At 36.9% G+C, this 12670-nt stretch carries 12 protein-coding genes; 11 read left to right on the top strand and 1 reads right to left on the bottom strand.

What is annotated here, in order from left to right; genetic code table 11:
- The first annotated feature begins 8 nt into the window (after positions 1-8).
- The 10 genes from BO15_RS0108015 to BO15_RS0108060 all read left to right on the top strand — a co-directional run bounded on the left by BO15_RS0108015 (position 9) and on the right by BO15_RS0108060 (position 11034).
- A complete protein-coding gene (locus BO15_RS0108015) occupies positions 9-410 on the top strand; it encodes a (deoxy)nucleoside triphosphate pyrophosphohydrolase (RefSeq protein ID WP_033153855.1) in 402 nt (133 codons plus the stop codon).
- A 304-nt stretch (positions 411-714) separates the two neighbouring features.
- Positions 715-3459, top strand: coding sequence for an ATP-dependent DNA helicase (locus tag BO15_RS13830; RefSeq protein ID WP_033153856.1), 2745 nt, complete (start codon positions 715-717; stop codon positions 3457-3459).
- A 38-nt stretch (positions 3460-3497) separates the two neighbouring features.
- Complete coding sequence (locus tag BO15_RS0108025) at positions 3498-5108, top strand: hypothetical protein (protein ID WP_033153857.1); 1611 nt, start codon at positions 3498-3500, stop codon at positions 5106-5108.
- Positions 5109-5162: 54 nt separating this feature from the next.
- Complete coding sequence (locus BO15_RS13235) at positions 5163-5759, top strand: hypothetical protein (protein ID WP_052169849.1); 597 nt, start codon at positions 5163-5165, stop codon at positions 5757-5759.
- A gap of 180 nt (positions 5760-5939) precedes the next feature.
- Positions 5940-6173: a GlsB/YeaQ/YmgE family stress response membrane protein gene (locus BO15_RS0108035; RefSeq protein WP_033153858.1), complete on the top strand. Its 234-nt coding sequence runs from the start codon at positions 5940-5942 to the stop codon at positions 6171-6173.
- Positions 6174-6640: 467 nt separating this feature from the next.
- The gene (locus BO15_RS0108040; RefSeq protein WP_033153859.1) at positions 6641-6865 is read left to right on the top strand and encodes a hypothetical protein; all 225 of its coding nucleotides are present in this window, start codon (positions 6641-6643) and stop codon (positions 6863-6865) included.
- A 73-nt stretch (positions 6866-6938) separates the two neighbouring features.
- Positions 6939-7787, top strand: coding sequence for an FKBP-type peptidyl-prolyl cis-trans isomerase (locus BO15_RS0108045; protein WP_033153860.1), 849 nt, complete (start codon positions 6939-6941; stop codon positions 7785-7787).
- A gap of 67 nt (positions 7788-7854) precedes the next feature.
- Positions 7855-8691, top strand: a complete 837-nt coding sequence (gene amrS, locus BO15_RS0108050) for an AmmeMemoRadiSam system radical SAM enzyme (RefSeq protein ID WP_081828597.1) — start codon at positions 7855-7857, stop codon at positions 8689-8691.
- Positions 8692-8706: 15 nt separating this feature from the next.
- Positions 8707-10092 carry an AmmeMemoRadiSam system protein A gene (gene amrA, locus BO15_RS0108055; protein WP_033153862.1) on the top strand — a complete coding sequence of 462 codons (1386 nt, stop codon included), beginning with the start codon at positions 8707-8709 and terminating at the stop codon, positions 10090-10092.
- Positions 10093-10185: 93 nt separating this feature from the next.
- A complete protein-coding gene (locus tag BO15_RS0108060; RefSeq protein ID WP_033153863.1) occupies positions 10186-11034 on the top strand; it encodes a DegV family protein in 849 nt (282 codons plus the stop codon).
- A 51-nt stretch (positions 11035-11085) separates the two neighbouring features.
- Here BO15_RS0108060 and BO15_RS0108065 read toward each other — a convergent pair whose 3' ends face one another.
- Positions 11086-11553, bottom strand: a complete 468-nt coding sequence (locus BO15_RS0108065; protein ID WP_033153864.1) for a methylglyoxal synthase — start codon at positions 11551-11553, stop codon at positions 11086-11088.
- A 111-nt stretch (positions 11554-11664) separates the two neighbouring features.
- Here BO15_RS0108065 and BO15_RS0108070 point away from each other — a divergent pair, with 111 nt between their 5' ends.
- Positions 11665-12489, top strand: a complete 825-nt coding sequence (locus BO15_RS0108070) for a Cof-type HAD-IIB family hydrolase (protein WP_033153865.1) — start codon at positions 11665-11667, stop codon at positions 12487-12489.
- Positions 12490-12670: the final 181 nt, after the last annotated feature.

A 12670-nucleotide genomic window follows, 5' to 3' on the forward strand; every position in this document is an offset into this window, starting at 1 on the left:
ATATGTATATGAAAACAGTACGAGTAGTTGCAGCAGTTATAAAAGCTGAAAATGAGAAAGGCCAGCCAATAATTTTTGCCACTCAAAGAGGATACGGTGAATATAAAGATGGTTGGGAATTTCCTGGCGGAAAAATTGAGGAAGGTGAAACTCCACAGCAAGCGTTAAAGCGTGAGATTATGGAGGAGTTGGATACAGAGATAAGTGTTGGTGAACTAATTGACACTATCGAGTATGACTACCCAACATTCCATTTATCAATGGATTGCTTCTGGTCTGAAATTGTAAAAGGCGATTTGGTTCTAAAAGAACATGAAGCAGCAAAGTGGCTTACTAAGGAGCAACTTGGGGACGTTGATTGGTTGCCAGCGGATATTACTTTAATTGAGAAGGTTGGAGAGGGAATATAGCTTTGTAGTATTATAGTAAGACTGCTATTATTTGCAAATTAGTATTATGGTGTAGAATTAAGGAAAGACATGAAGAGGTGACAAATATTCATTAAAATGACAAGTGAAGGTCATCCCCAATTGAAGGGGATGGCTTTTTTATTGTTTAAAATATGTAAAGTAATGTAAATATAGTTGAATTTTAGATAAATACACATTATTATTGAATGGTGGCTATAACGTATATACGATAATTTAATTTAGAGATTATACGTATAATCATAATATGTATAATTTGCAAGTAACAAATGGGAGGACGTCAATAATGTATGATATCGATGAGAAAATCAAAGAAACAGATGAAGCAATATGTGAAAATATTGATTTGATTAGTGTTAAGAGCAGGGGGTTTGTTGCTCAAAATATTTTGTCTCATACTAGAAATCTAATAGAATATGTTGCAATTAAAGCATATAGTACGAAATTTGAATTGCCAAAAAGTGAATACGAGCTTAATAAGGCGGCTGGTGAATACATAAAAAGTGAAAATAGATTTCTCTTTTTACGAAAGTTCCATGGTTTTGTACAGGAATCATTATCGCATTATACACCGAGTAAAGACGGAGCAGAACGATTGGCACTTAAGTATTATGAGTACTATGTCTTACTTAAAGAATTTGTAAAAAAAGAATTTGGTATAGACATTCTACATAACTTAGACTTGTTTCCTTTAAATATGGACAATTCGGTAAAAGGATATTATATCGAAGTCCTAAAGTCATTAAAGAAGAATTGGCCAATAAATGATTTTAATACCGGACGGTTATATGTGATTAATTCAAAACCAGTTTACATTGAGGGGGAAGTATTATTTGAAAACACATTGATTCCTGCCAGTGATTATAGTAGTAAATTTGATCGCTTTATAGTTTTTTCTAGTTTTATGATTCCAGATCATTATGCTATTAAATGCTGTATTTTTCCGGATGAAATCTCTGTAGAAACACAAAAGATGCCTATTAATATAATGACATATTTTGAGGTATCAATACGACCTTGTGAATTAAGTAATTTTGGTAGACTGTTTAACTATACATTCAAGATTGAAGTATCACATAGCGAATATAAGGGATTAATGAAATATCTTACAATTACAGGTGCGACAATAAACGATATTATGCGTAGCTCTGAAAAAAACTATGTGTATATTAAAAACCAAATATGCATGAAAGCAAAAACGGTAAACTTTTGCAATGTTATGGATGCGGGAAGAAAACTAATTGTGGAAGGTAAGTCGGGAGCGAATATTATAAGCTACCTTTCAACAATTATGCGTAATAAAGTTTTGAAAGATCAATATTATAACGCTCCTAATGGACAGCTATCTGATTTGTTACTAAGTTATAAATGTATACCTTTTGAACAAATGCCGTTTGCTACATCTTTGTTGGGACATAATATTGAGTTATCGAAGGTGTATGGAGCTTTTAGCGATGAGGGAAGACAACATGAATTATTTGCTCGTGCCATAAAGAATAATTCTGATATAAATGGAACAATTTATGCCCAAGAAGATGATCTTCTTGGATTCGATAATAGACCACAATTAGTAGATAAATATAATAATAATTTATATTATAAGCATAGACCGAAGAGAGAGATAAAAAAATTTGGTAATTATTATTATATAGATGAGTATTTCAATGATACTAAAACGATAATTGAAAGATTAATGGGTTTATCAAAAGATGGTTTGGTTGGACATTATAATACTGTAGCTAGTTGGATAGATTCTAATCCTAGTATAATTGATTGCGACGAAAAGAGAAAAATATTAGAAGAAATGTTTGCTGAAACGAAGGTTTCATTAATTTATGGTGCAGCAGGTACGGGAAAGACATTCTTGCTGAATCATATATCGCAGATATATGATTCTAGTAAGAAATTGTATTTGGCCAACACAAATCCAGCTGTTGATAATTTGAAAAGAAAAGTCTCTGCTCAGAATTGTAATTTTAGTACTATAGCCAAATATATAAAAAGCGGAAGCGTAGATCGAGTGTATGATATTGTTATTGTCGACGAGTGCAGTATGGTTAGTAATTCCGATATGAGACAAATATTAGAGAAAACAAGCTTTAATTTATTAATATTAGTTGGAGATATTTATCAGATTGAATCTATAACATTTGGCAATTGGTTTGGATTGGCAAGGTACTTTTTAAAGAAAAAAAGTTGGCATGAGTTGACTACTCCATATAGGGCGAAAAATGATGAGTTAAAGGCTTTATGGACTAAAGTTAGAAATTTAGATGATGACATTACAGAATATTTGGATATGAAGGGATATTGCTCTCGTTTAAATGACAGCATTTTTAAAAAGAATGATAAAGATGAAATTATATTATGTTTGAATTATAACGGTCTTTATGGAATTAATAATATAAATCGTTTCTTACAGAATAATAATAAGAACAAAGCTGTTTCGTGGGGAATATGGACTTATAAAATAGATGATCCTGTCTTATTTAATGAATGCGAGCGCTTTTATCCGGCTTTATATAATAACTTAAAGGGAAAGATAGTAGATATAGAACAAGATAATGTTAATAGTGTTATTTGGTTTGATATTGAAGTTGAAAAAGTTCTAAATGAAATGGATGTTAAGGGATTAGACTTAGAGATAATTAGTGGAGATTCAGAAAAGACATTAATCAGATTTTCTGTGATGCTGCCTGATGAGGACGCAGATAATGAAGACATTAGCGCTGTTATGCCTTTTCAAATAGCTTATGCAGTTTCTATTCATAAAGCACAAGGCTTAGAGTATGATTCTGTAAAAGTAGTTATTACAGAAGATATAGATGAGTTGATTACTCATAACATCTTTTATACCGCTATTACGCGAGCTAAGAAACATTTAAAGATATATTGGACTCCAGAATCTGAAAAACAAGTGTTGGGGCAGTTTAATATATCAAACATAAGAAATGAGGCAAATATTTTTTCAGGACAATCACACATAAAAATATGTAATAAATGTCCTGAAAAGTATGATGAAGCCAAATAATTGTAATATAGTAACTGAATTTATAATGAGGGTAAAAGATGACATTAGTTGCATCATGGGTGAGGTGTGTTAATAAAAAGAAGAATACATATGAATTGGTTTTGATTTCCGATAGTAGACTAAATGGTGGTGTGTACTGGGATGAGTGTCCCAAAATTATGAAATTTGGAAGGGAAGACTGTGTACTTGGATTTGCTGGGGATACAGAATATTCTTATCCTTTTATGCTTCAAATGAATAATTATTTAGCTGAATATTCAAAATTAACAAATGGAGCTATTACCTTTAATGATTTATCTGGAAGTTTTATACGTATTCTAAATAAAATGACCGAGAAAATAGATGATCAGAGATGTGGTGATGAATCTATAAAAATTGAACCATATAATAACCAGTATATATTTGCAGGATATGATTGGTGTGAGCAAAAATTTAGAATAAGAACCATTTCTTATATTCCTAGCAAGGTATTAGATTCGCATTACGGAACAGGGATGAGAATAGGCGACTTTGTTCTGTCCTATGGTAATACTCGTCAACAATATATATATAAGAATAAAGAAAAAAAAGCAGAAAAAGCAGAAAAAGAATTTGTTCCTGCTGGTAAATTGTATTTTGATAATTATAGAGGTCATTTTGGGCAATTAGGGGTAATAGGTGATAAAAGAGAAGAATATTTAAAAATACTCGATAGGATACTTGATAAGAGATTTGGCAAGAACTGTGAATCTGCCCATGATAAGTATTTTGATATGGAGCCGTATGAAGCACTTTGCAAACTATTGCAGATAGAAAAGGAAAATAGAACATCAACAGTTGGGGGCGCACCACAAATGGTGAAGGTCTATCAGTATAGAAAATCGGGGGTGATAGGTGTTTATTGGCCTTGTTATAATCCTGATAAGCCATATTCAAATAGAACATTACTAGGGAGAAATCTATTAGAATATGAAGAATCCGATAATTGGTTTTATTCAAATGTCGATGAGCGAAGTTTTCCATGTCACGATGGGATGAATAAATATATTGATATGTTTTCAAACATAAGAATTCAATATACGATGAAGTCAAGTCAAGACATAGAAATCCAAGTTTTAAAAGGAAAAGAGGATTATTATAAAATATGTGATTTTCACATATATAAAAACAAGAAACTTACCTTTAATTCGCCATATAAACTAGAACTAGAATTTGACAAGTATTCAAATACATATCATGTATATCCATCAAAAACAATCAAGGAATACTATACACCGCCTCGTGAGATATTTGAGAAAGGTACATATACTGTTGAGTATAATCTGATAGATATGTTTGATGGCGTATATTTTAGATATTCAAAAATAAATGGATCTCAGAACAAATACCGTGTAAATGCTTTTTGTAGTGCAGAAATCGAATATGCAAAATACTGTAAATTCGAGATAGAACAAATAGAATTAAATCCAGGAGATAAGTTTATAGTCAAACTTGAATATGATAAAGATGGAATGGTAGACCTCAATTCTGAACCATTAAGGTATTCAAAAGAATATATTATGCCATCATGCAAAGTTTTGGATAAGGAGATTTATAAGCATAAGCAAATTGGTCGGTTGGTAACTAGTTTACAGTATCGGAAACATAAGCTTGACCAATCTATGGACTAAATGTACGAATAGTTATAATTAATAGGAAAATATCAGCAATACATGGAGATATGAATGAAATCGATAAGGGACTATAAATATAGGGATGATAATACTCCAGGTGGAGTAGCAAGTTCAGTTCATATAATCAAAAGATTTATAAAGGCCAAAGAGATATATGAGGCAAATAAAGGATATAATACACCATTACAGGGAGTAGAACTTGTTTGTAAAGCTTTGGATAAATTATTGATAAATGAAGGCTTGAAGGTAATGGTGGCATCGCGAGAAGAATATTATAGGAATGATATTCTGGAATTTGATTATAAAAAGGCTGGAATCAATGTAAAAAAAGGCAACGTTGTATGGATTAAGTTTTCAGATAAAGGTCATGTAGGGGTTGTGGCTTCAGGCGCAGATATTAATTTTGATTATCCAACTGATTATAAGGATTATATTAAGCAGGAAAATGGAAATTGGAAATATAAAAGTTCTGGGATTCTACTACATTTTCTAGGATTGCATTGGTATACTGATGCAGTGTTAATAATTCCAATACCTGAGGATTGTGGTTATAGTAAGAGAGAAGTGGAAGTAGCTGTTGGTAACTTCTTAATAGACAAAGGTATTCCTATCATAGATTATTATTCGCACAACTATGGCCCATTGTAATGAATCTAACAGAGAAGACAATAAAAAGAAGTAATCGCCCAAGCCAAAGGTTCGATTACTTCTTTTTCATAAACATGTAAGTTTTTAACCAAAGGGCTGTCCGTCAATCGGTAGCCCCTTGTTTATATAAAATGATATAATAAATCCATATGAGATTCAATCATTCGGAGGTTATAATTTATGAGTTTAATATTTGGACTATTATTTGGAGCATTAGCAGGCTTTATCGCCAGCTTTATAATGGGAGAGAAATCTGGATGGATTAAGAATATAATCCTCGGTATTGCTGGAGGATTTGTAGGAGGATTTGCATTCGATATTCTAGGGCTATCTGCCAATGGGCAATTTGGAAGCCTTATTGTCTCTGTAGTAGGCGCATGTATCTGTATTTGGTTGGGAAGAAGATTATTCTAATATAGAATAAAAATTCATATGAAGACAATACGTGTACTTGCAGCAGTTCTATAAGCAGAAAAAGTTCGATTTTAGAATTTGTTCGATTGTATCCCTGTTGCCCGTTTGGTACACTAGTACTCGGTGCTACCAAGCGGTAGGCGATTCGGCCCTTAAATTAGAGAGGGCGGTACCCTCATGATTACCTCAAAATCTGGCTTGCCAGAAATCGACATCAGGAGGGATATCTTATGGAAATCTATGATATTATAGCAGTCATCTGTTTTGGTATGACTTGTTTTTCACTAGGCGTAAGCTACGGAAAAGACCATAAGAAAAAGAAGTAATCGCCCACGCCAAAGGTTCGATTACTTCTTATCTTATAAGAATTAATATTTAACCAAAGGGCTGTCCGTCTATCGGTAGCACCTTTTCTTATATTGAATAATACTATAGATTGATTAAGTTTTCAACAAAAGAGAATAGATATGACTTACCAAATTAAGAAAATCCTAGAATCAGATTATGGATGTGAAGAGCGACCTGCAGGTTACGTACCGCAGGTCCTTGTGATATTACAAGATGAGGCCGGCGACCAAATTGAGCGCGAAGTTCCTGATGCTGATTTGTATAAGAGAGATATCAATGAAGGTGATTTAGTGTACTTCGACGAGGCGGGCCAGATTCAGAAGGGAGCAAATGAAAAGCATTAAAAGCGTATTCATTTGCTTAATACTCCTTTTGAAGTTATAATAGCAAGGATTTTGTTTTTAAAAGGAGTATAAAATGAGAATAGCAGTTACATATGAAAATGGTCAGGTGTTCCAGCACTTCGGACACACTGAGCAGTTTAAAATTTACGAAGTAGAAGATGGCAAGGTTGTTTCATCAGAAGTTATCGGTTCTGATGGACAGGGCCACGGTGCTTTAGCTGGTCTTCTTAGCAACAATTCAATCGACGTACTTATCTGCGGCGGTATCGGTGGCGGCGCACAGGCTGCACTTAGCGAAAATGGTATCGAGCTTTGCGCTGGCGCATCAGGAGATACAGATGCAGCAGTTGAGGCATACCTTAAGGGCGAGCTTATCAACTCTGGTGTAAATTGCAATCATCATGGTGAAGGCCACACATGTGGTGATCACGAGGAAGGACATAGCTGTGGCGGTCATTCTGGTTGTGGCGGATGCCATTCTGAGCCTGAGTTCGAGGGCAAGAATGTAGGCAAGACATGCCGTACACACTACAGAGGTACATTCAACGATGGTACACAGTTTGATTCATCATACGACAGAGGCGAGCCACTTGAGTTCGTTTGTGGCGCAGGCATGATGATTAAGGGCTTTGACAAGGCTGTTGCAAACATGGAAGTTGGCGAGAAAGTAGACATTCACCTTATGCCTGAGGAAGCTTATGGCCAGCGTGACGAGGAAGCAGTTTTCACAATTGAAATTGCACAGCTTCCAGGTTCAGAAAACTTAGAAGTAGACCAGCAGGTATACTTACAGGATCCATATGGCAGACCATTCCCAGTAAAGGTTGTTGCAAAGGATGATACAAATATCACTCTTGATGCAAACCACGAGATGGCTGGTAAAGAACTTAACTTTACAATTGAGCTTGTAGAGGTAAAATAGTATATAGCAGAGCGGTGCTTATGCACCGCTTTTTTTCTAAGAATAATTGGAGCCAATGGGGGGAGTTATGGCAGTATGTAACTTATGCTACAGGCATTGCAGTATTTCAGAAGGTAAATATGGTTTCTGTCAGGTGAGGACCTGCAGGGACAGTATCATCGTGCCGGAGAATTATGGGATGCTCACGGCGATTGCACTGGACCCGATTGAGAAGAAGCCGTTGAATCGATTTTATCCGGGCAGCTATATTCTGTCTGTGGGAAGCTATGGCTGCAATTTGCGATGCCCATTTTGTCAGAACTATCACATTTCATGGGGTGATGAAGTGGAGGTTAGCAAGAGGGAGGCCAGATACGTCTCGCCTGAGACGCTGACCCAGATAGCTGATGAGCAGCGTGCAAATGGAAATATTGGAGTGGCTTTTACTTACAATGAGCCATTGATATCATACGAATACATTATAGATACAGCAAAGCTCCTTTCGGCAAAGGGCCTGAAAACTGTTTTAGTATCAAACGGAATGGCTGATGTAGCTACAGTCAAAGAATTGTTCTCCTATGTAGATGCCATGAACATCGATTTGAAGGGCTTTACAGACCATTATTATGAGGACGTGTTAACGGGAAACAGGCAGATGGTAATGGACTTTATCCAGGAGGCGGCGAAGCATTGTCATGTGGAGCTTACCACGCTGATTATTCCAGGGGAGAATGACTCTGATGAGGAGATGGATGAGCTAAGCAGTTGGATAGCTTCAGTGAATCCAGAAATTCCTTTGCACATTTCCAGGTTTTTCCCAAGATTTCATATGGTAGATAGAGGCGCTACGTCAGTGGAGACTATCTATCATTTAAAAGATATAGCAAAGCAACATTTGAAATATGTTTACACAGGAAACTGTTAAGGGAGGGGTTATACTATGGCAATTCTAGCAGCATTTATGGTTCCACATCCACCGATGATTGTGCCGGCTGTAGGCCGCGGTGGTGAAGCTCAGGTTCAGGAGACTATCGATGCCTATGAAAAGGTGGCAGATGAAATAGCGAAGCTTGAACCGGATACAATCATCATCACTAGTCCACACAGTATCATGTATTCGGACTATTTCCATATTTCTCCGGGAAAGGGAGCGAAAGGTTCTTTTGCCAGATTCAACGCGCCGGAGGTATCTTTCCAGGAAGAATATGACACAGAGCTTGTAGATAGAATCAATGAAATCGCCTATGACGCCAGCTTTCCGGCAGGCACACTAGGTGAGCGTGATCCAGAGCTAGACCATGGCACAATGGTTCCACTTTGGTTTATAAGGAAGAAATATGCCAAGGGGCAGATTGTGCGCATCGGCCTGTCCGGACTTGGTTTGCTGGATCATTATCGTTTAGGTCAGATGATTCAGGAGGCTGTGGATGAGGTTAATCGCAAGGTAGTTTTCGTTGCCAGTGGAGATTTATCGCACAAACTTCAGGACTATGGACCTTATGGATTCGCCAAAGAGGGACCTGTTTATGACCAGAGGATTATGGACGTGGCCGGCCGTGCAGCTTTTGAGGAGATGTTTGATTTTAAAGAGGATTTCTGCGAGAAAGCAGCAGAATGCGGTCATCGTTCATTTGTTATAATGGCTGGTGCTTTGGATGGAAAGGCTGTAGATGCCAATGTTTACTCTCATCAGGATGTGACAGGCGTTGGTTATGGAATTGCAACTTTTTATGTGACAGGAGAGGATGAGAATCGTCGTTTTAGAGACACCTATCTGGCAAAGCTGAATGCCCATTTACAGGAATCACAAAAGCCTACTGACGAATATGTTAAGCTGGCGAAGGCATCTCTTGAAAGCTATATTTTGCGTGGCAAGGTCCTGGATTTACCAGATGATTTGCCTAAGGAACTGCTTTCCAAGCAAGCCGGAGCATTTGTATCCATCCACAAGGCTGGTCGTCTGAGAGGCTGCATTGGAACAATTCTTCCTACCACCGAGTGTGTGGCAGCAGAGATTATTCAAAACGCCATCAGTGCTTCCACCAGAGATACTCGCTTTAATCCAATCAGCCCGGAGGAATTGCCTGATTTGGAAATCAATGTTGATGTGCTAAGCGAGCCAGAGCCAATATCTTCACCAGAAGAACTAGATGTGAAACGCTACGGCGTAATTGTAAGCAGTGGAAATCGCAGAGGTTTATTGCTTCCAGATTTGGATGGGGTAGACTCTGTCGCACAGCAAATTTCTATCGCACGCCAAAAAGGCGGAATCGGCATGGATGAACCGGTTCAGCTTCAGAGATTTGAGGTTATAAGACACAAATGATAAGAAAAAAGGCTTGCATTCCTAATGACGAATAATTAAAATAACTGAAATAATGTTATTTTATTATTGGTAATTAGGAAAGGACATAAAAATATGGCAATAAGAATAATTACAGATTCTGCAAGCGATATCCCACAGGATGTAGCAAAAGAATGGGGAGTGACAGTATTACCCATAAATGTAAGATTTGGGGATGAAGAGTATTTAGATGGTGTTACACTCTCCGCAGAGGATTTTTATCATAAATTAATCGAGACTGATGAAGTGCCTAAGACAAGCCAGATTTCACCTTATGTTTATGCACAGGAGTTTGAGAAGGCTGATGAAGCTGGCGATGAGCTTATTTATTTTTGCTTATCTGCAGGAGTTTCAGGATGCTATCAAAGCGCCATGCTTGCGGCAGCGGATTACTCTGACAATATTCATATTGTGGATACAAAGCAATTTTGCATATCAGAATATATTTTAGTGCAAAGAGCTGTAAATTTGAGGGATGAGGGAAAAACTTGCGATGAAATCATTTCCATCATCCAGGAAGAAATGAAGAAGGTGCATGTAATATCTGCCTTTGATACTTTAGAGTATTTAAAGCTTGGTGGAAGACTTTCTTCAGCGGCAGCTTTTGCAGGAAATATGCTAATGATTAAGCCTGTAATAACTATCGAAGAGGGAATTGTAAAGGTTATTGGAAAAGCAAGAGGTTCAAAAAAGAGCCACAACATGCTGACAGAATATGTAACAAATTCTGGTGGAATTGATTTTAGTAAGCCATTATGTCTTGCTTATTCAGGTTTCTCCCAGGAGGTGCTTACTAAATATGTAGAAGATTCAAAGGCTATCTATGAGGGCCATGAAGAACAGCTTCAGTACACAGTTGTAGGCGCAACAATTGGCACATACGCTGGACCAGGTGCAATAGCCTTGGCATACTTTTCACTTTAATAGATAACAAAAAAGGCGATGCAATGCATCGTCTTTTTTAGAAAGAATTGATTATAGTGTATTTGCTCTATCTGCAATATTCTTTTGGAAATTGATGACATCGTGGTCGTAAGGTGTATCCATGAATTCTGATTTAATCATGAAATCTGCGGATGCCTTGTTGACTGCGATAGGGATATCGTAAACCTGAGCGATTCGCATCAGAGCCTTTACATCTGGGTCGTGTGGTTGTGCTGTAAGCGGGTCGGAGAAGAAGATGATTAAATCGATTCTGCCTTCTACAACCTTTGCTCCGATTTGCTGGTCGCCGCCAAGAGGGCCTGAGTTGTAGCCTCTAACAGGAAGCCCTGTTTTGTCAGAAATCATTCTGGCTGTGGTTCCTGTACCGCACAAGAAATGATTCTTAAGAATTTCTTTATTGTCTTCGCACCACTGGATAAGAAGTGGCTTCTTTCCATCGTGGGCAATAAGAGCAATGTTTTTTTGTTTCCCAATAGTAAGTGTAATTTTATCTTCCATAAAAACCTCCAGTCATTATTTTTGCTAGTGTTATTTTAATGTTTGGGGAGGGATATCACAAGTGAAAAAATACATTTGACGTAACCTAATCGGCTTGCTATGATATGCCTTATGAAATATAAAGCAATAGCACTAGATTTAGACGGAACTCTTTTAAATAGTAAAAAAGAGGTTAGTAACAAAAACAAAGAAATAATAATGAAGGCTGCAAAGGCAGGGGTAAAGATTATCCTTGCATCAGGCCGTCCAGTACCTGGAATAAAAAAGATTGCAAAGCAGCTTCACCTGGAAGAGGTAGGAGGATACATACTGGCGTATAACGGTGGTATGATTATCGATTGCAAGACAGGAGAGGTTGTACGCAGAGAAACTATTCCTGAAAAGTACTACGCAGATATTCTTCGTTGCGCAAATAAATTCAATGTTGCCACACTTACATATGATTCAGAAGGCATCATTTCAAATGACGAGAACAATCAGTACGTGCAGCTGGAATCAAAAATCAATAACATTCCAATCAGACAGGTATTCCACCTGGATGAGGAAGCACAGCTTGATCCACCTGTTAAGTTTTTATGCGTGGGTGATCACAAGGTTCTTAGAAATGTAGAAGCAAAGCTTAATGAAAAGTTTAATGGCACTGTTAATGTTTTCTTCTCAGAGCCATTTTTCCTAGAGATAATGCCACAAGGAATTGAAAAGGCATCATCTCTAGAAATATTGTTAGGAAGTCTTGGCATTGATCGCAAGCATCTGATTGCCTGCGGTGATGGTTTCAACGACATTCCTATGATGCGTTACGCAGGTCTTTCTGTTGCCATGGCAAATGCACAGGATGAGACCAAGGAATGGGCTGATTTTATTGCACCATCCAATGATGAAGATGGAGTAGCAGTAGCAATCGAAAAATTCATCGAAGCCACTAAAAGTAGATGACTATATGGAGATAGGCTATATCCTTCCTGGCAATTTGCCACAGTCACAAATGACTAAAAGCTACATAGAGATGCTTACGAAGTATACTAAATCTTAAGAAAAAATGAGAAAGAGCCAGTCACTATAAAATACATAGTAACTGGCTCTTTTAGAATGTTATCAATCAATAAATATGTTAACA

The sequence above is a fragment of the Pseudobutyrivibrio ruminis HUN009 genome (assembly GCF_000703005.1).
GTDB lineage: Bacteria > Bacillota > Clostridia > Lachnospirales > Lachnospiraceae > Pseudobutyrivibrio > Pseudobutyrivibrio ruminis_A.

What these genes read in the sequence shown, in the direction of transcription:
- BO15_RS0108015 (WP_033153855.1), top strand. Translation starts at nt 9, where the DNA reads ATGAAAACAGTACGAGTAGTTGCAGCAGTTATAAAAGCTGAAAATGAG.
- BO15_RS13830 (WP_033153856.1), top strand. Translation starts at nt 715, where the DNA reads ATGTATGATATCGATGAGAAAATCAAAGAAACAGATGAAGCAATATGT.
- BO15_RS0108025 (WP_033153857.1), top strand. Translation starts at nt 3,498, where the DNA reads ATGACATTAGTTGCATCATGGGTGAGGTGTGTTAATAAAAAGAAGAAT.
- BO15_RS13235 (WP_052169849.1), top strand. Translation starts at nt 5,163, where the DNA reads ATGAAATCGATAAGGGACTATAAATATAGGGATGATAATACTCCAGGT.
- BO15_RS0108035 (WP_033153858.1), top strand. Translation starts at nt 5,940, where the DNA reads ATGAGTTTAATATTTGGACTATTATTTGGAGCATTAGCAGGCTTTATC.
- BO15_RS0108040 (WP_033153859.1), top strand. Translation starts at nt 6,641, where the DNA reads ATGACTTACCAAATTAAGAAAATCCTAGAATCAGATTATGGATGTGAA.
- BO15_RS0108045 (WP_033153860.1), top strand. Translation starts at nt 6,939, where the DNA reads ATGAGAATAGCAGTTACATATGAAAATGGTCAGGTGTTCCAGCACTTC.
- amrS (WP_081828597.1), top strand. Translation starts at nt 7,855, where the DNA reads ATGGCAGTATGTAACTTATGCTACAGGCATTGCAGTATTTCAGAAGGT.
- amrA (WP_033153862.1), top strand. Translation starts at nt 8,707, where the DNA reads ATGGCAATTCTAGCAGCATTTATGGTTCCACATCCACCGATGATTGTG.
- BO15_RS0108060 (WP_033153863.1), top strand. Translation starts at nt 10,186, where the DNA reads ATGGCAATAAGAATAATTACAGATTCTGCAAGCGATATCCCACAGGAT.
- BO15_RS0108065 (WP_033153864.1), bottom strand. Translation starts at nt 11,553, where the DNA reads ATGGAAGATAAAATTACACTTACTATTGGGAAACAAAAAAACATTGCT.
- BO15_RS0108070 (WP_033153865.1), top strand. Translation starts at nt 11,665, where the DNA reads ATGAAATATAAAGCAATAGCACTAGATTTAGACGGAACTCTTTTAAAT.